23 protein-coding genes and 1 tRNA gene are annotated in these 22,916 nt (G+C 43.3%); 12 read left to right on the top strand and 12 right to left on the bottom strand.

The annotated features are described in order from the left end of the window. Positions 1-10: 10 nt before the first annotated feature. Positions 11-973: a class II fructose-bisphosphatase gene (gene glpX / locus AC04MN_RS13130; protein WP_475383657.1), complete on the bottom strand. Its 963-nt coding sequence runs from the start codon at positions 971-973 to the stop codon at positions 11-13. Beyond that, entirely contained in the window at positions 952-1,359 is a 408-nt protein-coding gene (locus AC04MN_RS13125) for an acyl-CoA thioesterase (protein ID WP_475383656.1), read from the bottom strand. The genes glpX and AC04MN_RS13125 overlap by 22 nt, the downstream gene beginning before the upstream one ends. A 62-nt stretch (positions 1,360-1,421) precedes the next feature. Here AC04MN_RS13125 and pgsA point away from each other — a divergent pair, with 62 nt between their 5' ends. The 4 genes from pgsA (at position 1,422) to AC04MN_RS13105 (ending at position 2,886) form a co-directional block, all read left to right on the top strand. Further along, entirely contained in the window at positions 1,422-2,000 is a 579-nt protein-coding gene (gene pgsA / locus AC04MN_RS13120) for a CDP-diacylglycerol--glycerol-3-phosphate 3-phosphatidyltransferase (RefSeq protein ID WP_475383655.1), read from the top strand. Further along, the gene (locus AC04MN_RS13115) at positions 2,000-2,152 is read left to right on the top strand and encodes a hypothetical protein (RefSeq protein ID WP_475383654.1); all 153 of its coding nucleotides are present in this window, start codon (positions 2,000-2,002) and stop codon (positions 2,150-2,152) included. Before pgsA ends, AC04MN_RS13115 begins: the two co-directional genes overlap by 1 nt. Positions 2,153-2,321: 169 nt before the next feature. Further along, positions 2,322-2,397, top strand: a tRNA-Gly gene (locus AC04MN_RS13110). Between the two features lie 177 nt (positions 2,398-2,574). Beyond that, positions 2,575-2,886, top strand: coding sequence for a hypothetical protein (locus AC04MN_RS13105; protein ID WP_475383653.1), 312 nt, complete (start codon positions 2,575-2,577; stop codon positions 2,884-2,886). 63 nt (positions 2,887-2,949) lie between these two features. Here AC04MN_RS13105 and AC04MN_RS13100 read toward each other — a convergent pair whose 3' ends face one another. After that, a complete protein-coding gene (locus AC04MN_RS13100) occupies positions 2,950-3,627 on the bottom strand; it encodes a thermonuclease family protein (RefSeq protein ID WP_475383652.1) in 678 nt (225 codons plus the stop codon). A 203-nt stretch (positions 3,628-3,830) separates the two neighbouring features. On the opposite strand from AC04MN_RS13100, the gene AC04MN_RS13095 reads away from it, so the two are divergent. Further along, a complete protein-coding gene (locus AC04MN_RS13095; protein ID WP_475383651.1) occupies positions 3,831-4,835 on the top strand; it encodes a M4 family metallopeptidase in 1,005 nt (334 codons plus the stop codon). Between the two features lie 44 nt (positions 4,836-4,879). After that, complete coding sequence (locus tag AC04MN_RS13090; RefSeq protein ID WP_475383650.1) at positions 4,880-5,314, top strand: hypothetical protein; 435 nt, start codon at positions 4,880-4,882, stop codon at positions 5,312-5,314. Positions 5,315-5,377: 63 nt separating this feature from the next. Here AC04MN_RS13090 and AC04MN_RS13085 read toward each other — a convergent pair whose 3' ends face one another. The 3 genes from AC04MN_RS13085 to AC04MN_RS13075 form a co-directional block, all read right to left on the bottom strand. Continuing rightward, complete coding sequence (locus AC04MN_RS13085; RefSeq protein WP_475383649.1) at positions 5,378-6,268, bottom strand: hypothetical protein; 891 nt, start codon at positions 6,266-6,268, stop codon at positions 5,378-5,380. 96 nt (positions 6,269-6,364) lie between these two features. Next, complete coding sequence (feoB, locus tag AC04MN_RS13080; protein WP_475383648.1) at positions 6,365-8,281, bottom strand: ferrous iron transporter B; 1,917 nt, start codon at positions 8,279-8,281, stop codon at positions 6,365-6,367. After that, positions 8,257-8,487, bottom strand: coding sequence for a FeoA family protein (locus tag AC04MN_RS13075; protein ID WP_475383647.1), 231 nt, complete (start codon positions 8,485-8,487; stop codon positions 8,257-8,259). Before AC04MN_RS13075 ends, feoB begins: the two co-directional genes overlap by 25 nt. Before the next feature lie 150 nt (positions 8,488-8,637). Between AC04MN_RS13075 and AC04MN_RS13070 the strand changes: the two genes are divergently transcribed. Then, positions 8,638-9,741: a BP74-related protein gene (locus AC04MN_RS13070; protein WP_475383646.1), complete on the top strand. Its 1,104-nt coding sequence runs from the start codon at positions 8,638-8,640 to the stop codon at positions 9,739-9,741. A 4-nt stretch (positions 9,742-9,745) separates the two neighbouring features. On the opposite strand, the gene AC04MN_RS13065 is transcribed toward AC04MN_RS13070, so the two are convergent. Then, positions 9,746-10,240: a 6-pyruvoyl trahydropterin synthase family protein gene (locus AC04MN_RS13065; RefSeq protein ID WP_475383645.1), complete on the bottom strand. Its 495-nt coding sequence runs from the start codon at positions 10,238-10,240 to the stop codon at positions 9,746-9,748. A 151-nt stretch (positions 10,241-10,391) separates the two neighbouring features. Between AC04MN_RS13065 and AC04MN_RS13060 the strand changes: the two genes are divergently transcribed. After that, positions 10,392-12,203: a methyl-accepting chemotaxis protein gene (locus AC04MN_RS13060; RefSeq protein WP_475383644.1), complete on the top strand. Its 1,812-nt coding sequence runs from the start codon at positions 10,392-10,394 to the stop codon at positions 12,201-12,203. 20 nt (positions 12,204-12,223) lie between these two features. After that, a complete protein-coding gene (queD, locus tag AC04MN_RS13055) occupies positions 12,224-12,589 on the top strand; it encodes a 6-carboxytetrahydropterin synthase QueD (protein WP_475383643.1) in 366 nt (121 codons plus the stop codon). Positions 12,590-12,609: 20 nt separating this feature from the next. Here the strand turns inward: queD and asd are convergent, their stop codons facing one another. Continuing rightward, positions 12,610-13,440, bottom strand: a complete 831-nt coding sequence (gene asd, locus AC04MN_RS13050) for an archaetidylserine decarboxylase (protein WP_475383642.1) — start codon at positions 13,438-13,440, stop codon at positions 12,610-12,612. Positions 13,441-13,506: 66 nt separating this feature from the next. Between asd and AC04MN_RS13045 the strand changes: the two genes are divergently transcribed. From AC04MN_RS13045 to AC04MN_RS13035, 3 genes are all read left to right on the top strand, one after another. Further along, positions 13,507-15,057 (top strand): NAD(P)/FAD-dependent oxidoreductase, encoded by a 1,551-nt coding sequence (locus tag AC04MN_RS13045; RefSeq protein WP_475383641.1) that lies wholly within the window; start codon positions 13,507-13,509, stop codon positions 15,055-15,057. A 98-nt stretch (positions 15,058-15,155) separates the two neighbouring features. Then, the gene (msrB, locus tag AC04MN_RS13040; RefSeq protein WP_475383640.1) at positions 15,156-15,773 is read left to right on the top strand and encodes a peptide-methionine (R)-S-oxide reductase MsrB; all 618 of its coding nucleotides are present in this window, start codon (positions 15,156-15,158) and stop codon (positions 15,771-15,773) included. A gap of 78 nt (positions 15,774-15,851) precedes the next feature. Continuing rightward, complete coding sequence (locus AC04MN_RS13035; RefSeq protein WP_475383639.1) at positions 15,852-16,712, top strand: trypsin-like serine protease; 861 nt, start codon at positions 15,852-15,854, stop codon at positions 16,710-16,712. Between the two features lie 35 nt (positions 16,713-16,747). Here the strand turns inward: AC04MN_RS13035 and AC04MN_RS13030 are convergent, their stop codons facing one another. The 4 genes from AC04MN_RS13030 to AC04MN_RS13015 form a co-directional block, all read right to left on the bottom strand. Next, positions 16,748-17,908, bottom strand: a complete 1,161-nt coding sequence (locus AC04MN_RS13030) for a JmjC domain-containing protein (RefSeq protein ID WP_475383638.1) — start codon at positions 17,906-17,908, stop codon at positions 16,748-16,750. A 66-nt stretch (positions 17,909-17,974) separates the two neighbouring features. Further along, complete coding sequence (gene icmF / locus AC04MN_RS13025) at positions 17,975-21,226, bottom strand: fused isobutyryl-CoA mutase/GTPase IcmF (protein WP_475383637.1); 3,252 nt, start codon at positions 21,224-21,226, stop codon at positions 17,975-17,977. Next, entirely contained in the window at positions 21,227-22,027 is an 801-nt protein-coding gene (locus AC04MN_RS13020) for an enoyl-CoA hydratase/isomerase family protein (protein ID WP_475383636.1), read from the bottom strand. Positions 22,028-22,039: 12 nt separating this feature from the next. After that, positions 22,040-22,900 (bottom strand): 3-hydroxybutyryl-CoA dehydrogenase, encoded by an 861-nt coding sequence (locus tag AC04MN_RS13015; RefSeq protein ID WP_475383635.1) that lies wholly within the window; start codon positions 22,898-22,900, stop codon positions 22,040-22,042. Positions 22,901-22,916 lie beyond the last annotated feature (16 nt).

The raw sequence follows: 22,916 nt of genomic DNA, 5'->3' as shown, positions 1-22,916 counted from the left end.
AAACGTCCTCTTACAACTTTGGGTTCATATTAAAATTATGGAAGGCCTCGACGTTACGGATTGTTCCAGTTTTACTTCTCATAACCACCGAGTGGGTCTTTCCTTTTTGACCAGGTAAAAACTTAACCCCTTTTAGTAAAGGCCCGTCGGTAACTCCGGTAGCCACAAACATGACCGACCCCGATGCCAGCTCATCAATTTTATACTTTTTATCCAGGTCTTTGATACCCATCTTAAGAGCTCTTTGCTTTTCCTCATCGTTGCGGAATTTTAGACGTCCCTGAAAATCGCCGCCTAGGCACTGCATCGCCGCCGCCGAGATTACGCCCTCAGGAGCGCCCCCGATTCCCATTAATAGGTCAATCCCTGTATCTGGCCACGCAGCCGCGATCGCCGCAGACACATCCCCGTCCCCAATCAAGTGAATACGAGCACCGGTCTTGCGAACTTCGGCAATAAGATCTTGATGACGAGGGCGATCTAAAATAACCACAGTCACTTCCGAAACATTTTTAGCTAAGGCTTTTGCAACATTATTAATATTTTCGGTAGGGGTCTTATCAAGATCAATAACTCCCTTAGCCTCTGGCCCGCAGGCGATCTTGTCCATATAGGTATCAGGCGCATGCAAAAAGTTGCCTTTTTCGGCCACGGCTATTACCGAAATACTGCCGACACCACCCGTAGCACAAATTGTAGTTCCTTCTAATGGATCAAGTGCGATATCAATTTTCGGAGCATCCTCAGAGCGATAACCCACTTTTTCACCGATATAAAGCATTGGAGCTTCATCGCGCTCACCCTCTCCAATGACGACTGTTCCATCAATACGAACCGTATCAAATGCTTTTCTCATGGCATCGACAGCGGCTGCATCCGCAGACTTTTCATCACCTCGTCCCATCCATTTTGCAGAGGCCAACGCCGCCGCCTCAGTGATTCTTACAAATTCTAAAGCCAGGTTTCTGTCCATAATTCACTCCCCCAAGCAGCTACGAAGTTTGCCGGCAACCGCTGTAATTTTAAATTAGAATCCAAAGCCACATGTTCAGTTTTAGCCACCGAACAAATTTGATCTTGCACCTTCATTCGATACTGAAAGATCACTCGCACTTTCTCGACACGTGCTTGAATTTCAATATCGACTTCGTCACCAAATTTCAAGGGTCTTAAGTGGCGTACCTGAGTCTCCCAAACAGCAAACTGCGCTGCGGACTCAGGGCGCTGATAGTCAATCAATCCCTTGTGATGCGCAAAGGCAACACGAGCCTCTTCGTAAAAACGAAGATAATTGGAATGATGAACAATTCCCATCAAATCCGTTTCGTAAAATTGCACTTTATGACGATAAATAAACATGATGCTCAGTCTTAACCACTTTAATGTTGCGAGTCCAGAGAAAGCCGCTTTAAACTAAATCCATGCAAGTCGCTGAGTGGCAAAAAAAATTACCGATGCAAATCACATTAACCCGAATTTGGCTGATGCCTATTATTGTGGCAGCTATGATTCCAAATACGCTTCCGTGGAACTTCCTTGCGGCGGTTCTATTTGGCCTCGCCTCAGCCACTGATTATTTTGATGGCCACTATGCTCGCAAATGGAACGTGGTTTCCAACGAGGGAAAGTTCATGGACCCCATTGCGGATAAGATCCTAGTGACGGGAATCTTAGTGATGCTTTTGGCGCTTCAGAAAATTGATGCCTACATGGTCATTCTAATACTTGTGCGGGATACCTATATTGGGGGCATTCGCTCGGTGGCGGCGGCTGATCAAATTATTATCGCGGCCAAACCTGCGGGCAAATGGAAAACGGCCCTCCAAATGTCGGCCATCCCTGCCGTCATTATTGGCTCCTTGGAACCATGGCTAAATTACACTTGGGCAGGCTATCTTGGCAAAATTGGCTACGTGGTCTTGTGGATGAGTGTTATTTTAAGTATAAGTAGCGGCATCGAATACTATTTGGGATACCAAAAGGAAAAAAGGAAGCCCTAATGCTTTTACACTTCACGCCCGGCAATTGGTTCTTTATCTTTTTAGCCCTTGCTGTAACGGCTTGGTTAAAAGTTGCCGGAGTGAAACACCAGAATCCCAATTTTATCATACCCACCTCAGCGGCTGCTTCGTTGAGTATACTCAAAAAGTGATTCTTTTTCCTGATATTGTGAATAAAAATAGCCTGTTAAATAGGCAAGACATCCTAACACCACTAAAATGGACCATTTGATCAGGGATTTTTTTAATTTTTTCTGCATTTTTTTATTTTAAGTATTGACTGTACGAACAAGCAACTATAAAACCATAGACCTCATCGACGCGGGAGTAGCTCAGTTGATAGAGCGATGCCTTGCCAAGGCATAGGTCGCGGGTTTGAGTCCCGTCTCCCGCTCCAAATTTCAAAATAAAAGTCGATAGACTTAAAACCCCGACAGACCTTCGGGGTTTTTTATTTTTTAAGTCCACCTAATTTTTAAATCTTTTACAAGAGTTTCCCTCCGTTAGAAAAAAATCTGAAACAGTGATATTTAAGAGCCGGTTAAAAATAAACAAACAAAGGATCGGACTCGATATGCGCAATATTTTTGTGACTCTAATTTGCCTTTTCGCCATTCAGGCAGGTGCTAACTGTTTAGGACAAGCTAGCTTCACCGCAAAAATCCATCAGACTGAAAAACAAGGAAATACTTGTGCACTTTTCATCAACGCAAGCACCTTGGAATATTTCTCTTCCGACTCCAATTGCCCACTTTCTGCCCGTGAAATTCTTGACACACCATTAACGGTTCAAACAGCGAAAGAATATTATTGCTCATTAGAGCAGAACGATGAGGTATCAGGACAAGTCTATCGCTTAAGCTCTGGGGAGTTAGTCATTCGTTAATAAATTTTCCTCTTGTATATAGTTAGTAGTAAAAGAAAAGGGATCGTCGAGATCTCTTTTCCTTTACTTACCTATAAGTTTATAACCTAGGCTCTGCGCGATCGAGAGATCTGAAAAATAGACCCTCTGACTCCATAAAATTTCTGGCTGCACCCCGGAAGGAAAAATGATTTTATTGGACAAGTCACCAACCCAATTTCGTCCATTTTGATTTTTAACTTGAAGACGAAAATTATAAGGTACTGTCAACATTCCCGAGTAGATTTCCTTATAAAAGCCCCGGCGCTCTTGCTCGGCCGTACCAGCGGCCTGTGAATATTCTGATAGAAGTCTTTTATCCGAGGGATCAATAAAATACAAAACACCGAGTCCTTCACTTAGCAGCACCTTGTTCACATCAATACCATCCGAGCTGATAATTCGCCCCAAAATCCGGCCGTGTTTATCCATACTCACAACATCTAAACGAACAAATTGACCGACGACTGCGAACTCTGAAAGCCGTAGCCGAGCCCTTTCTGACCAAACTCCTTGCGAATGCCCTTCAAAATCAACTTCCGGAGTATCGACGCCCAATAAACGAACCTTCGCCTTTTGCTTGGTTGAATCCAAGACCGTTATAGTGTCCCCGTCATGAACACCCAATACTCGGACCTGAATAATCTCGGCCAAAGACGTCCATGAAAATAGACTCAATGAAATGAATAGGACAAATTTAGATAAAGTTATAACTTTTTGCATTCAACAAACTTACCCGATTACATTTCAAAATTCATGAATTACAAAAGCCCGTGAATAAAAGAAAATAGAAATGAAAAATCGTCTGTTTTTTATACACCTTATTCAATTTTACAATGAAAAATCGGTCTCTTTCAAAATCTCGGACTATTTATCTTCTCTATGCTATACCCCTGAAAACCAAAACTCTTTACGAAGGGGATCCTGTGTTTTATAAAAAACAGCATTTCAAAAAATCAGTTCTTTCTATAGCCGTATTACTAACGACTAGCGCCGCTAATGCTACTGATATCGTTATTTTTGATGGAATGCTAAATCCCTTGGCAGGCGTCTCGGGACCCGGAGTTCGCGTACTAAATAACGGCAACAAAGTTGGAAGCGTTCTTAAAAGACTTTTCGTTTCTGATGATGCCTACGCAGCTGACCGAAATTTAAGAGCCACTCATGATTTCTATCTTAGAAACTTCAATCGAAATTCATTCGATGGATACGGCGCGAGAATAGAAGCTACGGTTAGAATCGGTAAACTTCCAATTGATCTTTTTGGATTTCAACAAAATGCCGCCTGGAATGGCAAAAGATTTTTATTCGGAGATGGTAGCTCTATGGGAATTAAAAATCTTACAGATGCCCTAGATGTTACAGCTCACGAGTACACTCACGCCGTAGTCCAATACACAAGCCGACTAGAATATCAGGGACAATCCGGCGCTCTTAACGAACACTTCGCTGATCTTTTCGGCGAAATGGCACAACAAGAAATTGCCCCATCTATAAACAAAGAAAAAGTCTTCCTTATTGGGGAAAGTATTTTATCAGAAACGCTAAAACAAAAGGCCTCTGAAAAACGCGGACAGCCTGTCGTAGCGCTGAGGGATATGATGGTACCATCTCGAGGACTCACGCCGCAGCCGGGCCATATGAGTCAAATTAAACCAGAATATGGCCCTGGCTGTTCGCCGTCGAATTCGAACGACCTTTGCGGAGTCCACGAGCTGAGTGGTATCCCAAATCGCGCATCTGCCTTGATAGTCCGTGAATTAGGTTGGGCACGCACTAAGGCGGTCTTTTACAACGTTATGACGTTAAGACTAAAGTCGAATTCGCAATTCCAAGACTATGCTCGTGAGCTTATGGGCGAATGCTACCGACAATTAAGCCCGAACGAATGTGCAGTCATGAACAATTCTTTAAAAGAAGTTGGTTTATAATTGAATAGATTTTGATAAGCTATCAAAGATCCAGGAGGGATCTTATGAAATTTAAATCAACGTTTATATTCAAGCGAACGCTAACTTGGTCCTTAGCTTTTTTACCAGTTGTCGCCTCGGCAGCAGACTTGTTCGATCCCGCCAAAGTTGGCTCTATTCACCAAGTTGCTTCTAATTTAATCCAGTGTAATGACGAAATGGGAAATGCATTTATTCATACGACTGAGGATGTTGCTGGTCTTCGATTGCTGGTCACTGCCAATAAAGTAAATTGCCAAAGCATTATGAAAAGCATTAAGGAACGCGGTTATCTTGAAGTAAAACTTGAGAAAATCGGCGAGGTCCAAAATTCTCCTTGCACAAAGCCTGCAAAAAAATTCCAAGAGATCAAAGCATCAACGACTCTCAATGGAAAAAACTATTCGTTCACTACAATTTCTGCCGAGTCAGGTTATACGACAAGCTGCTCAACCCCTTAAAAAAAACGTCCCTTCAAATAAAAAAAGCCTTCAGTCACCTGAAGGCTTTTTTATTAAATCGGCTTAGTAGCCCGCTTTGCTTGGAGCGTACCAACAACGAGGACGAAGCCCCACTGTGTCTCGGCCAGCATAACAAGCGCCTTGTCTAACATCAGTATCACTCATCGCTTCATCGATCGGTGTTGGACATAAAGCCCCTTGGAAGTATGTATCCAAACGACACTGAGTATCTGGGTGTTGATCATCTGTTCTAGATACAACTTTCGTGTCGGGAGTATTGTAGCGAGGACGAGTCGGCTGCTTTCTTAAAGCCTGGAAAAGCTCGGCGACCGATTGCCCTGCAATAGAATTGCGAAGACACAACAAACGGTCCTGCATATTCGGATGCTGACTTGTACAAGAATCTAAAGCCGTCTCATCTAGATCGACACTTTGAAGAATTGCAGCATTGTCATCTTCGGCAAAGAAACGACGCAAACACTTCAATGTAGCAAAATAATCAGAAGCTCCTTCATTCGAAGCCCAGTTATTACCCCAGCCTGAAACTTTCGGAGCGCCACCAATATGATGTCCCATCTCGTGACAGATAACCAAAGCAAAACCTTCGACATTAATCGCAGGGTGACGAGCTAAACCGCCATACATATTTAAAATAAAATCTTTACCCGAACGTTGAGCCGACGCATTCACCGTGGCATCTGTCCATAAACGATTCACCTTCAAACGATTGCCTTGCGCCGCAATCTCTGGGCCGTAAATTTTGATAAGACGATCAATAACTTGGTTGAACTGCTGTTCTGAAATGCCCCCAGCAGCGAATAGCCCTACCGGGATCTTCATATTGTTCTCGGGAACAAAACCCTTACAAAGAGTCACCTCGGAACTGTAGATTGTTGTGGATATAAGCGAAACAGACAATACAGCGGCCGCAGCCGCAATAAACTTGCGAGTCACAGAGAACCCCTCCTCTTCCTTGACGGGTAAGTCAGTCCTCATGACCGACTCTTAAAATGGTACCAAGCAAGTTTTTAAATAATCAAAGACTTTTTTCTAAAATCCCCAAAAATGAAGAGTTTGATAAACAACAACGGCCAAGAAATAGGCCAGTAAATTGAAGCTCACCAACTGAGCCACCGCAAATTTTAATGATGACATCTCTTTCATAGCAACAGCGACGGTCGACATACACTGCAAAGCAATCATAAAGAAGATAAGCAATGCCGAAACACTGGCCACGGTAAACAACGGAAGACCATCACTTCGTGTTGCCTGTTCCATTTTCTGCAATAAACCAGACTCTTGAGCCGCCTCATCATCACCTGTGATATTAAACACGATCGCTAAAGAAGAAACAAATACTTCACGGGCCGCAAAAGCTGAAACCAACCCGATGCCGACTCTCCAGTCACTTCCCATAGGCTTCATAATCGGTTCTAAAACTTGCCCGACTTGACCTAAGTAACTTTGCTCAAGACGAACTTGCGGGTTCTCTTCTTGGTAGTTAGGGAATGTCGAAGTTGCCCAAACTAATACGGCAAAGATAAAGATCGCAGGACCTGCCCGTTTCACATAAGACATTGTTCTATCAAAAGACTGTCGCAACAGAACATTCCAACGAGGTTTCCGGTACAGAGGCAATTCCATCATAAAAAAACTATTGTCTCTTTTAGGAAGAAATTTATTGAGAACACCCGCAACGACGCCGCCAATAAAAATAGCCAGAAGATACAAGGCCGCTAATGCCAAACCGGGTTTCCAACTCTGTTCACCACGAAATACAAAGGCTAATAGCAACGCATAAACTGGCAAACGAGCCGAACAAGTCATCAAAGGAACAATAAAAGTTGTTATCCAACGATCTCGAGACGACGAAATATTTCTAGTCGAAATCATAGCAGGAACTGCGCATGCAAATCCTGATAAAACTGGAACAAACGAACGTCCACTCATTCCGATCAAAGAAAATGGTTTATCGATCACCGTCGCCGCACGTGCCAGATATCCTGATCCTTCAAGTAGACCAATACCAAGAAACAAAATAAAAATCTGCGGAACGAAGACCAATGCAGCCCCAAAACTTGCAACAACACCGTTACCAAGAAAATCGGCCCACAAAGCACCGCCTCCCCACTGGGCTACACTTTCAGCTGAGCTTGCAAAGAATCCATCGACCAAATCCATAAATGGAGCGGCCACCCAGAAAATACTTGAAAAAAGACCGCCCATTATTAGCACAAAGAAAATAAAACCAAAAATTGGATGCAATAGCCAACGATCTAACTTCAAAGTCCAATCAGAAATATGTTCAAGCTTTTCGCTAACTGAAACTCCACTTTCATTCGAACTTCCCACTAGAGCCTGAGAAAACAATTCGATTTCTTTGATTTTCTCTTCGCGTTCTTCAAAACTCCAAATCATGGGTTTGCTTGGACAGTTCTGCATATCAAGTCCACGAATGGCCGAGCCAACCTCAAGAAGACCACCGCCTAATAGACCGTCGAAGGCCAATACCTGGCAGTTATATCGTTTCTGCAAAAGATCAAAATTTAAATGCAATCCTTGCTTTCGTAGCAGGTCGACCATTGTAACAACAAGAATCATAGGGAAGCCTGTTTCTTTGACCTGTTCAGCAAGTAAAAGATGACGACTCAATTGAGTGCCATCAACGACCACCACGATTCCGCCAACTGTTCCCAATTGGGGATTTTGATAAAGAGCCTTTAAAGTTACAATCTCATCAGCACTTTTGGGATGAAGAGAATAGGTTCCTGGAGTGTCCATCACCAAGGGACCAGACCCTAGATGCTCGGCAAGGCTCCCTAAAGAATACTCAACAGTGGCTCCGGGATAATTGACTGTTTTAAATTTAGAGCCAGTCAGCCAGTTATAAAGAGTCGTTTTACCAGAGTTAGGAGCCCCGACTAATGCGATACCGCGCTGTTTTATAGAACCTTCACCAGAGTGCATTGAGCTTCTTCTTTCCGCAAAGCCAAAAGAGTGGATTTATAACGAACCAGAATAGGCCCTCTGAATGGCGCCCACCCTAAAACCGTCAGCTCGGTTCCTTGCCGAAGGCCCATTTCATGAAGTCTTTCGATAACAATATCTGTACCTGAAAAGGATTCGATAGAGACCTTATTTCCAATCTTTAGCTTTGAATCAAATAAATTCATAGGCGCCAAAATAGGGGTTTAAGGGGCCGTTGACCAGTCCTGGCCCTCTGCTGGCTGTAATTGAAAATCAATTGCAAATAAAACCCAACCAATAGTCTAGTTTACAGACCTCTGTATTAAGGTTTTAGTCTGGGTTCCGATCTAAAGTCCATGAGCAAGCATATTAAGCACCTTGATATTGCACAAAGAACGATTACAAAGCCTCTACGTTTATTAGGACTTTTGAGCCTAACTCTGATCCAGTTGTCATTTTTAAATCCCTCAAAAGCCTCGACATGGCCCCTCCCCATTCCTTGCCCCGTTGAAGATATTAATGTCGAGGTTAAGAACTTAAATCCTGGCAAAGAAGAGGTGTTGCTGAATTTTAAAATGCCGCCTTATGAAAATCAGGACCAAGTTATCGAACTCAACAAAGGACGATCGCTAATTCAAATGGGTAAATACACGGATCGCATTGAACAAATTAATCTTAAAACTGAAAATGAAAATGGATGGGATTTTACTGTTCGCTGCAAAAAGACGAACGCTATTTTTCCATTAAAGGCCTTCCAGGATCGCGTTTATCAATTCAATTTAAACTTAAGTTCGAACCTCACATTAAGCTTAATGGATCTTGGTGATAACTATCAAAGTGTCGAGCTTATTTGGAAATCAAAATTAGATGCCATCATCAAAAAGGAAACTTACGAAATTGCAGACCGTCGTCGCATGAAGCAAATAAAACTCACCCCACCCGCTCAAGCCTACCTACTCGAGGTTCGAGGCGAGCAGCGCCTAGCAGCTTGGTTACATAATTTAATGGGACAAAATATCGATTCTAAAGCGGTCATAGAAAAAGCCTCAATCGACTCTAATAAAGTCTATTTTTTAGTGGGCCCCAAAAACGCAAACAATGAGCTTGATGGCGAAGCTTTCACCATCGCCCTTGAAGACATGGACCTGATCAATCAAGCGCGCCAAATTTTAAGTAATCCTTCTCAAGAAAAAATTATTCTAGCAGGGATCAAGAAAGGTACTCAGACCTACAACCGCGCTTGGCACCAAAAATCGAAGGCTCCTTACTCGTGGTTCGTTCACAGAGTGGATGGCTTTACCGACTTTGCCCACATCAGCTGCGATGGATCCCCTGAAATTATCGAAGACAACTTAGAACTCAAAATAGAGCAAGGATCGCGAATCTGCTTTTGGCGCTATCGCCTCATTAAAGAACTTAAACCCGACGAAATAACTGAAGGGCAGTTAAAATCAAAATAACGACCTAAAGATCGTTAATCGATAAAGAATAAGAGGCACCCTGCCCGCGGGTTTCCTCGACATAAACGCGGATTTTTTGAACTTGATATTTTTTAAACTCATTCAACATCGCTTCAGCCAAAATTCGTGAAAGCTCTTCAACGCTGGTATTGTGAGTGGGCAACAGACACACTTCATCCTCGGGAAAAGCATAAAATCGCTCTCGAAACCGCACTTCCATGATTTTATCGGAAACGGCAAACTTCATTTCTGGGTTCAGCTTTGGTAGCAGAACGTGCTCGTCCCATTGGTCTAACTGGGCTTTAATCCGAGACTTAAAAATATTAAAATCTACAAAGTATCCCTTTGTCTCATCTTGGGATTTGGGAACTTCGATATCAACTTTCACCTGATAGTTATGGCCATGAAGCTTTTCCGCATTCTTTTGGTCAAAAATGAGAAAATGAGCCGAAGAGAATTTGAAATTCTGTTTGGACAGATGAAGTACTGATTTTTTCATAAGTAATCTCGTTTTTTATCATTCAATAGGAGCCGTTGTCACGAACTCAAGACCTGGAATTAAGCCAAGTTTATTATATTTCAGTATTCTTATTAAATTACAAATCAAAATGCCGATAAAGTGCTCAGACTATAGCACCGGAGGCATACTCGTGGCATTTTTTAAGTTCAAGTCATGGTTTACTGGAATTAAGGGGCGTCTTCTTTTGTCAGGAATCATACCCGTTTTAACCTTTGCTTTCTCCTCATTCTTAACCGCACAAAGCATGGGCAAGCTAGGGAATATGCTAAGTGAGGCCTATATGACCCTTACTCCAAATTTAACTGCAATTGGCAAAATCAATGAGGGCCGCGGGTCACTATCCGATGGTTTTCATAGAGCCCTAGCGCATACTGGCTCTGCTGATTTACGTCTTACCGATTTAAAATATGCCGAAGAAAACTACGGTCACCTTGAGGCCTATTTCACTAATTTTGAAAACTCTTCGCGTCTTCCAGGTGAAGAGGAGCTTTACGAGCCGGCTCGTAAAGTGAAAGACTCTTATTTAAGTCTATCAAAGGAAATTTTGGCTCTTTTAAAAGAGAGCAAGCCCGAATCAGATTCTAAGGCCAAAGAACTGATGAATGGTGAATGGCTCAAGCATTCTTCGACTATCGATGCATCTATGGATGCATTAGGTGCCTTCTATGACGAAGCTGCGACAATGCGCCTGGTAGAACAAGATGAGCAAAGATCCAAGGCTTTCAATTTATTAATGCTTATTGGTTTAACTTCTATTTTCTTAATTCTCGCTTCATTAGCTTGGACTGCTTTTTCAGTCACTCGCAGCGTTCAAAAGATTTCTTCTTCATTAGAAGATGCTGGATCCCAAGTGGCAGACGCGATTACCGAGCTTTCAAGTACCGGACAAAGTCTTTCGCAATCATCTACTGCAGCCGCAGCGTCTTTAGAGGAAACAGTGGCTTCGTTAGAAGAAATGACTTCGATGGTACAGATGAACTCAGATAATGCAAAGCAGGCTGCAGCACTTTCACACTCATCTCGCGAAGCTGCAGAACGCGGAGAAAAAGAAATTCGAGAACTTGTTGGCTCGATGCAAGACATTGCTCAATCGTCTAAAAAAATCGAAGAGATTATCCATGTTATTGACGATATTGCCTTCCAAACCAATCTTCTGGCTCTTAACGCCTCGGTCGAAGCTGCTCGCGCCGGTGAACACGGAAAAGGGTTTGCTGTTGTTGCAGATGCAGTTAGAACACTGGCTCAAAGATCAGCAACCGCAGCTAAAGATATAAATGGACTTATTAAGGATTCAGTTTCAAAGATCGATCGAGGAACTTTAACTGCTGACAAATCCGGTGTTGTAATGAATGACATTGTGATCTCGGTTAAAAAAGTGTCCGACCTTGCGAACGAAATTGCTGCAGCCTCTGCGGAGCAAACAACTGGTATTCAACAAGTATCTAAAGCCATGAACCAACTAGATCAAGGTGCTCAGACAAATGCCGCATCCTCAGAGCAAGTTGCAGCGACAGCAGAAGAAATATCTACTCAGGCCCGCCATATGAAAGAACTTGTCACTGACCTAAATGTAGTTGTGACAGGTATGAGCAGTAGCGAATACTCTACGGTCAAACCTTCTTCTAAAAAAGAGCTTGCAGTCAAAGGCCCTGGTTTCTTTAGCCGCTTTAACTTCTTCGCGAAAAAAGATACACCAAGCTCTGAAACACCAAAAGTACATCCCGTCGCAAAAACAGAACCCAAAAAGCCAACTCTGGCAGCAAAGGCCCCTGTCTCTGCAAAGAAGGAATCAAAAGTCATTCCATTAGCTAAAAAATCCATTCCAAAAACTGCGCCAGTTAAGTCAGTACCAGCGGCTCAGGCAAAAAAAGTTGCTTCCTCGGACATCATTCCATTTGATGACGATGACCGCGGTGGAATTGGTGATACCTCCGGCTTTTAAACTATGCTAAAAGCTATGTTATGAAGTACGAATTAAAACAACATTTTCAGATTGAATCGGCTCGATGGTTACCTCATTTACCGTCGAGCCATCCTTGTTCTAGAATGCACGGGCATTCATTTAAGATTGTTCTTCGCATCGTCGGCGACTTACATCCCCAAATTGGATGGGTCATTGATTACAATGATATTCAGGCGATCATGAGGCCCATTCTAGAGCAGATTGACCATAGAGTCCTCAACGAGGTCGCAGGTCTTGAAAATCCCACTTCTGAATTACTTGCAAAGTGGATTTTTGAAAAAGCCCAGCCTTTATTGCCCGGTCTGCGCCTAGTAACAGTGGCTGAAACTGCTGCAACCGAGTGCTCTTATCCGATTCAGGATTAAAAAAGAGCCCCTCAGGGCTCTTAATTTTTAACAAAATTTGCATTCACCTTTACTTGAGGGCCCAAATTTAGATTCCCCTCGTATCGATTAGCAAACTCCGGAGGATATAGCATCACAATGGTGGATCCCATGCGAAAAAGGCCCAATTCAGCTCCGCGATGAATATTTATTTCTGGTTCATACCTTTTGTGCTTAAATACATGAGGTCCCGCTTGATTGCCTTTGATTTCTTGGTCAAAGAAAAGCTCGATAAAACCAACATTGGTGGCTCCGACAAACACAACGCCCACCGGACCAAATTCTGTTTCAATCTCGACAAGCACCCGTTCATTTAACGGAAAGAGATCTAGAATATTATTTGTCGACCATTCATTCACTGGCCACAAATCGCCGGGAATGTAGCGAACATTTGTGATTTGTCCATCCACCGGGCTATGTACACGGTGATAGTCCGTTGGACACAAATAATAAGTCGCAAAAAGCCCCCCTTCCCACTTCTTAAGGGCGCCCGCATCCTGGGTAAACTCTCCGAGGCTGTAAGTGAACCCCTTGGCCTGGATCAATTTGCCGTTACGAATTCGAGCACATTGCGTGATCACCGAGTCTGCGGGGTGCAGTGCCAGGGCATCGCCAATCGGACGCACGCCCGCTTTTAAGCGACGAACAAAGAAATCCCCAATCGAAGGGTACTGCTCTATTGGCATTTCCGCCTCTTGAACATTGATTTTGTAAATTTTAGCAAAAAGACGAACCGAAATTCTGGCCCAGAATGCCGGCCCCTTCCAATGCATAAATCGCCCGACAATGCGGGACAAACTTCTTCGAGGTAATACGCGAGTAATGAAAGACATACAGGCTCACCATGCCCCAAAAGAGGCCCTTTGTCATCCCCCCGTTTTTTTGGTATTGGTAGTCGAATGTCTAAGATAATTCAGAATTTAGAAATCCCCATAGACCAAGACCTCGAAGAGAAATTAGCTTGGATGATGCCCGAACATGGGCCTTATCGAATCATTCGCCAGAGTGTGGATGCGCGTCGCGCCCATAGCCCTCACTTCGTTTACACGCTCGAGGTCGCTGATAAAGGTGAAACTTTAAGCAATCCTCAGTTCGACCTAGAAATGGTGAGTAAACCTAAAGACAAAATCACCGAAAAACCAATCATCGTCGGCACAGGCCCCGCAGGTCTTTTTGCAGCCCTTCGTTTTGTCGAGCGCGGAGTTCCCTGCTTACTATTTGAACGAGGCAGCGAATCTGGCGAGCGTATCAAAGGAATCAATCAATATTGGCGGTATGGAAAACTCGATCCTCGCAACAATGTGTGTTACGGCGAAGGCGGTGCCGGGCTTTATTCCGACGGCAAACTAATAACACGTATTAAATCCCCCCATATTCCATATGTGATGAATCGCTTGGTAAAATTTGGTGCTCCGGAAGAAATACAGTGGCTTTCAAATCCCCATGTAGGATCTGATCGAATCCGCCGAGTGATCCCAAAGTTAAGAGATTTTTTAAAAGCCAATGGCTGTGAAATTCATTTTGACACCCAAGTCACCGAGATACTGACTGAAGGAAAACAAGTCGTCGGCATCAAAACCGAACGTGGCCAAGAATTTAAGTCTCCGCATGTTGTTCTAGCGACCGGCCATTCGGCCGAAGATATGATTCGCCACTTACATAATATCGGTGTGTTTATGGAGGGTAAGTCCTTCGCTATGGGACTTCGAGTTGAGCATTCACAGGCGGCTATCAACCGCATCCAATGGCGAGAGTTTGCAGAGCATCCTAAACTCGGAGCTGCCAACTATAAGCTCGTTCATCATGACAAGAAAACAGATATTGGTGTTTACTCTTTTTGTATGTGTCCTGGGGGCTTTGTTTTGTCCAGCGGAACTGAGGCCGATGGCCTTGTTTGCAACGGCATGAGTAACTACCGACGGAATTCTCCATTTGCAAACTCTGCAATTGTGGTGACCGTTAGCCACGAAAAACTTTTTGGAAAGAACAATCTTTTCGGCGGAATGAACTTACGTCGAGACTTAGAAACTCGTGCTTTCCGCTCGGTACAAGAGGCCGGCGGCAGTAAAGAACTTCCAGCCCAAAATCTTTTAGACTTTATGCATGCTGGGAAAAAACCAAGATCCCTTTTCCAGGGTTCTTCCCCTTCAGGGGCACTACCTATTCGTTTGGATCAACTTCTTCCACAAGATATGACAAACCAACTTAGGAGTGGTTTTGAAAACTTCAATCGTAATATGAAGGGTTTTTTAACCGAAGACTCTCAGGTTTACGGTATAGAATCTCGCACCAGCTGCCCGGTCCGGGTGACTCGCGATGGAGATACCTTGCAAAGTCTCTCCCACAAAGGGCTTTATCCGGCCGGAGAAGGTGCAGGATACGCCGGAGGAATCACCTCCGCAGCCTGCGATGGAATTCGTATCGCCGATAAGATTTGTGAGCTCATTTAGTTTTTTTTCGTTAGAAGTTGAGACGGGATTATTGCCAATAAGCAGAGTCCCCAACAAATCTATTGCTATCGTTACTTGCCCAACCGATGCTTAAGGTTATGAAAAAGCAATTATTGATAAGTCTTAGTTTTTTAAGTCTTGCAATCGGCGGCCTCTATTCAAGTGGCTCATTTGCCGAACTTTCGCAAAACAAGGGCAAGGTGAAATCGATGACAAAATACGATCCCGTAAAATGTGAACTTCCAAAAAATGACGATGAGCTTCGAAAGCTTTTATCCCCCGAACAGTACGAAGTGACGAAAAAAAATGGAACTGAACGTCCATTTGCCAATGCTTATTGGGATAATAAGCATCCAGGCATCTACGTCGACGTTATTTCCAAGGAACCTCTTTTTTCTTCAAAAGAAAAATTTGATTCCGGCACTGGTTGGCCCAGTTTCCATAAACCCTTAGAAAAGTCCTCCATCGTCGAGAAGGTCGACAAAGCATACGGGATGCTTCGCACTGAAGTCCGCTCAAAAAAAGCAGATTCACATCTGGGACACGTATTTGATGATGGCCCCAGTGCCGAGGGTTTACGTTACTGTATAAACTCTGCCTCGTTAGAATTTATTCCCCTAGAGCAAATGGAAGCTAAAGGCTACCAAGCTTGGCTAACACTCTTCAGCAAAGAAGAATTAGCTGCAGCCCAGAAAAAGCCTTACAAATCCAAATAAATCTCGCGTCATTTTACTATTTGAATGACAACCGCCGATGAACGAATACGCTTTTAGCCTTCAAAGCAAGGAGCGATTATGTTACATCGGCGTTTTTTTACATTCATTCTATGTGCCTTGACCCTAGGTCTTCCTTGGGCACAGGCCTTAACAAACTCGAAGCCAGCAACATCTTCGGACTTTAACTTTCAAGTTTTTTACTCTGCCGCAGGCGTCGAAGGCCCTAATAACGATATAGTTCAAGGCTTCTGCAACGGAACTTTACTGTCTAACCGAGTGATGATCACAGCGGCTCACTGCGTGCTTCAGGCCGCTCTTTTACCTCAAGAGGCGTTAGACTTACAAATTGGTGATGATCTAACGATCACTCGTCCCGACGGTGAAAAACGCCATATAGGATGGGTTCCTAAGTTCCGACAAAAAGCATACGCTGATTACTACTTTTCAAGCTCCCTCAGTCAAACTTTGTCCACAAGAAAATTTAAAACACAAGCTGGCCCCGCTGATGATATCGCCATCGTTGTATTTAAATCTGCACTCCAACTTCCAGAGAATCAAAACTTTGCACAAATCGTATCCCAAAAAGATGTCAGTGCTTTTGTAAACAATCTACAGCGCTACCAACCAACTATTCTCAGCATTAATCTGTTTGCTGAAATAGCGACTAGTGACACTCGCCGATATGCCGCATTGAATGACCTTTCAAAAACTTGGTCTGGCTATTTGGAATCCAAGTCCACATCTCGAGTCGAAGAGGGGGACAGCGGCGCGCCCATTTTTGTACAATCGGGCGAACAAAAATTCGTTATTGCCATCACAAAAGGTCGCGCCGAAAACTTTTTTTCTAATTGGGACGTATATGGACTTCTGGACAATAAAATATGCGACATCGCCAAACGAATCCCAGAGGGGGCCGTGCAGACTATGATCTGTCGTTAGTCAAAGTCCGGGGTTAGAGTGTTTATCGAAACACTCTAACTTAAAAAGAAAGCTCCCCCAGCTGCTAGGTTTTTTAACAAAGCCTTAGAATCTTTCGTTAAACTTAATTCTTTGATAAGCTTTGAATCTACCGAATTTCCCGAGTTTATTTTTTTTAAGAAAAACAAAAGATCTCGATCCATCGGAAGTTCGCTAACCTGACCAGCAAAGCCTACAAAAATCTTTTTAGATTTGCTTTCCTTTATCCAAAGCACTGGCAACTCTAAGTTGGCCAACCGAAGCCCCGCCTTCATATTCCAATCAAGACCTTCTTTAGGTAAGGATTTAAATCCACCCGCAGATATATGTCCCATCCAAGAAATCAGTAAACTTTTTTGAATCTGTTCTTCTGATATCTGTCTAATTTTTTTGGAAGCCTGCCGGTACGCCTCGGGCATCTCTGCGACTTGGCCATCTGGTAGATAAAGATTGCAATACGAAGTTGTCGGTTTGGAGTCCACAGAATCTAACTGTTCGCTCACAAGTTTTTGAAAAACTTCAGAGACCACTTGCTTTTGTTCTTTATCCACCCAAACACCAAGACTCCATGTGGCGCTAAAACTACCGTCAGATTCCGCAATATGCCAAGCAGAGGACGGCCAATAGGACATATCGCCCGCTTGTAGCTTTATTAAACTAGAGCCTTTTTTAAACTGAGCATAGCGCTGAGCGCGAACCAACTTAGGGTTTTTACGAACGTATTCAGGACTCCAAATCCGGAAAATTTTTTGCCCAACGACGGGGAAACTAAAAACTCCACAAGCATCGACGTGGACTCCGAAAGGTGTCTTTTTATAGTTCCCAAGGTAAAGACCGATTTCTGTAAACCGATTCGGAAAACCCACAAATTTGTAAAGCTGCTTACTAAATGCAAGCAGCTCTGATTGATGTTTCTGACTGACATGAAGCAAGTCATCACAAACTAAACAGTAATCCTTAAAAAGCAGACTCATCCTTTGGTGATAGCCCTGCAAAGACTTATCGCGACTGACTGGAAGTATTTGTAAAACATCGTAATCACTGGCTCTAAATCCATGGATAAAGAACTTAAACCCAGTAACATCTTTCTTCTTCCGGCAGCGGTTTGCAAACTGGACCAACATTTTGAAAATGTCGGCCTCGGTAATTTTCGACAATGCCGAATCTGAATTCCGCACGCAAAGAACTTTCTTTTCCCAATAATTCCGCGCAAATTCCTTCCAGAAGATATCCGTCACAGCAGCCTACAAGTTGCGGCGATATTGACCGCCGACTTCGTAAAGAGCCTGAGTCATCTGATAAAGGCTGCAATAACGAGCAGCTTCCATCAAAGCTTCAAAAATATTTCCATTCGAAAGAGCTGTCTCTTTAAGGGATTTCAAACTTCGCTCGGCGTCCGTTAGATGATCTTGTTGGTATTTGCGAACATTGGTTAACTGGGCATTTTTTTCTTCGTAAGAAGCCCGAGCCAATTCAATCTTCGGAGGCACGTAATCTGCTGCCAAAGTCTTCGGATCGATAAAAGTATTAACTCCAATAATTGGAAGCTCACCGCTGTGTTTTAGATGCTCATAATACAAAGATTCCTCTTGAATCTTTGATCTTTGATATTGGGTCTCCATAGCGCCAAGAACACCACCGCGTTCATTGATCTTCATGAACTCTTTCATCACGGCTTCTTCAACTAAATCCGTGAGCTCGTCCATAAAATATGAACCCTGCATTGGATTTTCGTTCTTCGTCATTCCGAACTCACGGTTAATGATCAACTGAATCGCCATCGCACGGCGGACCGACTCTTCGGTTGGTGTTGTAATGGCTTCGTCGTAAGCATTTGTATGTAAGCTGTTACAGTTATCATAAAGCGCAATCAACGCCTGCAAGGTCGTTCGGATATCGTTAAAATCAATTTCTTGAGCATGTAACGAGCGCCCTGAAGTCTGGATATGATATTTTAATTTTTGCGAACGGTCATTTCCCTTATAAAGATCTCGCATTGCGATCGCCCATATACGGCGGGCAACGCGACCAAGTACAGAATACTCTGGATCCAATCCATTACTAAAGAAGAAACTTAAGTTGGGCGCAAAATCATCGATTTTCATACCGCGGCTTAAATAATACTCAACAAAGGTAAAACCGTTCGAAAGAGTAAATGCTAGCTGGGAAATCGGATTCGCACCAGCCTCTGCAATATGATAACCAGAAATAGAAACTGAGTAAAAATTGCGGATATTCTTTTTAACAAAGAAGGATTGAATATCTCCCATCATCTTCAATGCAAAATTAATAGAGAAGATACAGGTGTTTTGACCTTGATCTTCTTTTAGAATATCAGCCTGCACCGTGCCTCGCACTTGCTGAAGAGTCCATTCTTTTAACTGAGTATACTCTTCAGGGCTTAGCTTACGTCCAAGTTCTTTTTCTTTTCTTTCTACCTGCTGATCAATCGCTGCATTAAAATAGAAAGCTAAAATCATCGGCGCTGGTCCGTTGATAGTCATAGACACGGAAGTGCTAGGCGCACATAAATCGAACCCCGCATAGAGTTTTTTCATGTCTTCCAATGTACAGATAGAAACACCCGATTCTCCGACTTTACCGAAAATATCTGGTCGAGGATCTGGATCTTGACCGTATAATGTGACCGAATCAAATGCCGTTGACAATCGGTGAGCCGTCTCACCTTCAGTTAAATACTTAAATCGACGATTTGTTCTTTCTGGCGTTCCTTCCCCGGCAAACATTCGCTTCGGATCTTCATCGGCGCGCTTTAGAGGAAATACACCACCCGTGAATGGAAACTCACCTGGCACATTTTCAAGTTTTAAATATTTAAACCGATCGCCCCAATCTAACATTTTTGGAACAACCACCCGGCGGATTTTAGTACCACTGAGTGAGGTCCGAACTAGGGGTTGGCGAATTTCTTTGTCTCGGACCTTAAAGATCAACTCATCACCCGAATAGCATTTCACTAATTCATCATAGTTTTGTAATTGCGAAAGCTCTTCAGATGTAAACTCTGATGCTAATTCTTTTTTTACTAACTCGACTTTTTCAGCCGAAGCGCCTAGAAGGGACGCTACTTTGTCCATAGCTCCCAACTGAGAGGCCTTCTCGGCCAAACGATACGTGCGCTCTTTGTACTTACGGATCGTAGTTGAAATTTCAGCTAGATAGTTTTGACGCTCCGGTGGAATGATCGCATGTTCTTCCGCCGAAAGAATTCTTTGCTTATAATTTTCATCCAAAGTCCAGCGGCGATTCGCATCTTTAGATTGCAGAACCTCAGCTAAGGCAAAGAAGAGCTTATTGACACCACCATCATTAAACTGTGAAGCCTGAGTCAAAAATACTGGAACGGGAACGTCATCGCTCCAAATTTTTCGAGAGCGTTTATACTGTTTGGTAACATCACGAAGAGCATCCAAAGCACCTCGGCGATCCGCCTTATTCACAGCAATAAGATCAGCAAAATCGATCATGTCGATTTTTTCTAACTGCGATTGAGCTCCAAAATCCGATGTCATCACATACATTGAAATGTCACTGACTTCCGTGATGGCCATATTTCCTTGACCGATACCTGAAGTTTCAGCAATCACAAAATCAAAATCTAACTGACGAACAAATTCTAAAATTTGTGGAAGACTGGTCGCAATTTCCCGTCCCGATCCACGAGAGGCCACTGAACGCATATAGACGCGTTCCCGAGATAGAGAATTCATACGAATACGATCCCCTAATAGTGAGCCGCCAGTTTTCTTTTTAGATGGATCGACACAGACAACAGCAATTTTTTTATCTGGATAAGCGTTCAAAAAACGCTGTACAACTTCATCAATAAGAGAAGACTTACCCGCCCCGCCGGTCCCGGTAATTCCCAAAACCAAAGGAGACTTTTGGGCCTTAAAATGATCCAGACCTGAATCCGAGATCGTAATTTTCTGGCCATTTTCAATGGCCGTTAAAGCCGCGCCAATTTGCGTGGATGGTATCGAATCTTTTTTAAATGGATTCTCGACCTCTTTTGTTATTTTACTCTTCCAATTTTTCCGGGCTTCTTGAACATCGAAGTCACATCCTTCGATAATCATAGAAATCATACCTTCAAGACCTAAGCGACGCCCATCATCCGGATGGAAGATCTGAGAGATCCCGTAAGCTTCAAGCTCTTTCTTTTCATCGTATACAATAACACCGCCGCCGCCGCCGTAGATTTTTACGTAACCAGCACCATTCGCATCCAATAGATCACGGGTGTACTTAAAGTACTCCATATGCCCGCCCTGATAGGAACTCAGACATATACCCTGAGCGCCTTCTTGTAAGGCGGCTTTTACAACATCGCTGACTGAACGATTGTGCCCAAGATGAATAACCTCGGCACCACCGTCTTGTAAAATTCGACGAATGATATTGATCGTTGCATCATGGCCATCAAACAACGAAGCCGCAGTTACAATTCTAATTGGATGCTTAGGTTGATGCATTTATTCTCCCTTAAACTCTGCTTTACGCTTTTCAATAAAAGCTTTTGTTCCTTCACGAACATCAGAAGTATTAAACAATTCCGCAAATAAACGAGCTTCATTTGCTTGTGCAGCCTCAACATCAAGATCCCAGCCTTGATTCATTGAAAGCTTCGCAACCCCAACTGCTACAGGAGCTTTAGCTAAAATGGTCTCGATGGTTTTCATAACTGCTGGCAAAAGTTCGGCCTGTGGCACCACTTTATTTACCAACCCCATTGCCAAAGCATCAGCCGCAGTGATCACCTGCCCCGTGTAGGTAAGCTCTCGCGCTTTACGTAAACCCACAGCCCGAGACATACGAACCGTTCCACCAAAACCCGGAATCAAACCTAAAGAAACTTCGGGTAATCCAAATTTTGCATTATCACTGGCATAAATAAAATCACAACCCAAAGCCAATTCGCATCCACCACCTAAGGCAAAACCATTTACGGCCGCAATCACAGGTATCTTTAACAACGAAAGTTCATGAAAAATACTTTGTCCGCGTTGAGCAAAAACCATCCCCTGCTCTTCATTTAAATCAGCAAGCTCTTTAATATCCGCTCCGGCAACAAAAGCCTTTTCTCCCGAGCCAGTAATAACCAATGCGCGGGCATCTACATAGCTCATCTCTCCGATTTGACGAAGAGCATCTGCCATTTCGTTTAGTACAGTCGAATTTAAAGCGTTCAAAGCCTCGGGGCGATTGATTGTCAAAATCCAAACGCCATTGGGTTGGTTTTGTAAACGAATTGAAGAATAGTCAAAAGTTGACATAAAAATCCTTTTTTATTTCTGAGAGTAATCGTAGAAACCGCGACCTGATTTACGGCCCAGCCATCCCGCTTCGACATACTTCACAAGAAGTGGACATGGACGGTATTTTGAATCACCTAAGCCGTCATGAAGAACGTTCATGATCGCAAGGCAAGTATCTAATCCAATGAAGTCCGCCAAAGTCAAAGGCCCCATCGGCTGATTGGTCCCCAGCTTCATTGCATTGTCGATGGCCTCAACCGAAGCAATTCCTTCGTGTAGAGTATAAACAGCTTCGTTAATCATCGGCATAAGAATTCTGTTCACGATAAAACCTGGCATATCCTTGACTGACTCAACCCAAACCTTGTCCATTTTTTCTGCCATGGCTTTTGTCGCATTGAAAGTCTCGTCCGAGGTTTGAAGCCCACGAATCCCTTCTACAAGCTTCATCAAAGGTACAGGATTCATAAAGTGCATACCAACTACTTGAGTCGGGCGCTTGGTCACAGCCGCCATTTTTGTGATTGAAATCGAAGATGTATTCGAAGCTAAAATGGCAGTTGGCTTAACAACGGCATCTAAATCTTTAAAGATTTTCAATTTCAAATCGATATTTTCAGTCGCGGCCTCAATCACGATATCACAGTCTTTCAAATCCTGAGTCGAAAGAGTGCCTTTAATTTTACTTAAAATTTGTATCTTCTGCTCTTCAGTCAAAGTCGCCTTTTTAATCAAACGATCCAATGAGCCTGCAATTGTCGAAAGACCTTTATCAAGCGCTGCTTGATTCACATCCATCATCACAACATCAAAACCAAAAGTGGCCGCCACTTGAGCAATTCCATTCCCCATTTGACCAGCACCAACAACACCCACTGATTTAATTTCCATTTTAAAACTCCCAAAT

It is taken from the genome of Bdellovibrio sp. ZFWA1 (assembly GCF_056175665.1).
The sequence above is the reverse complement of the archived record's forward strand: the minus strand, read 5'-3'. Positions and strand labels throughout refer to the sequence as shown.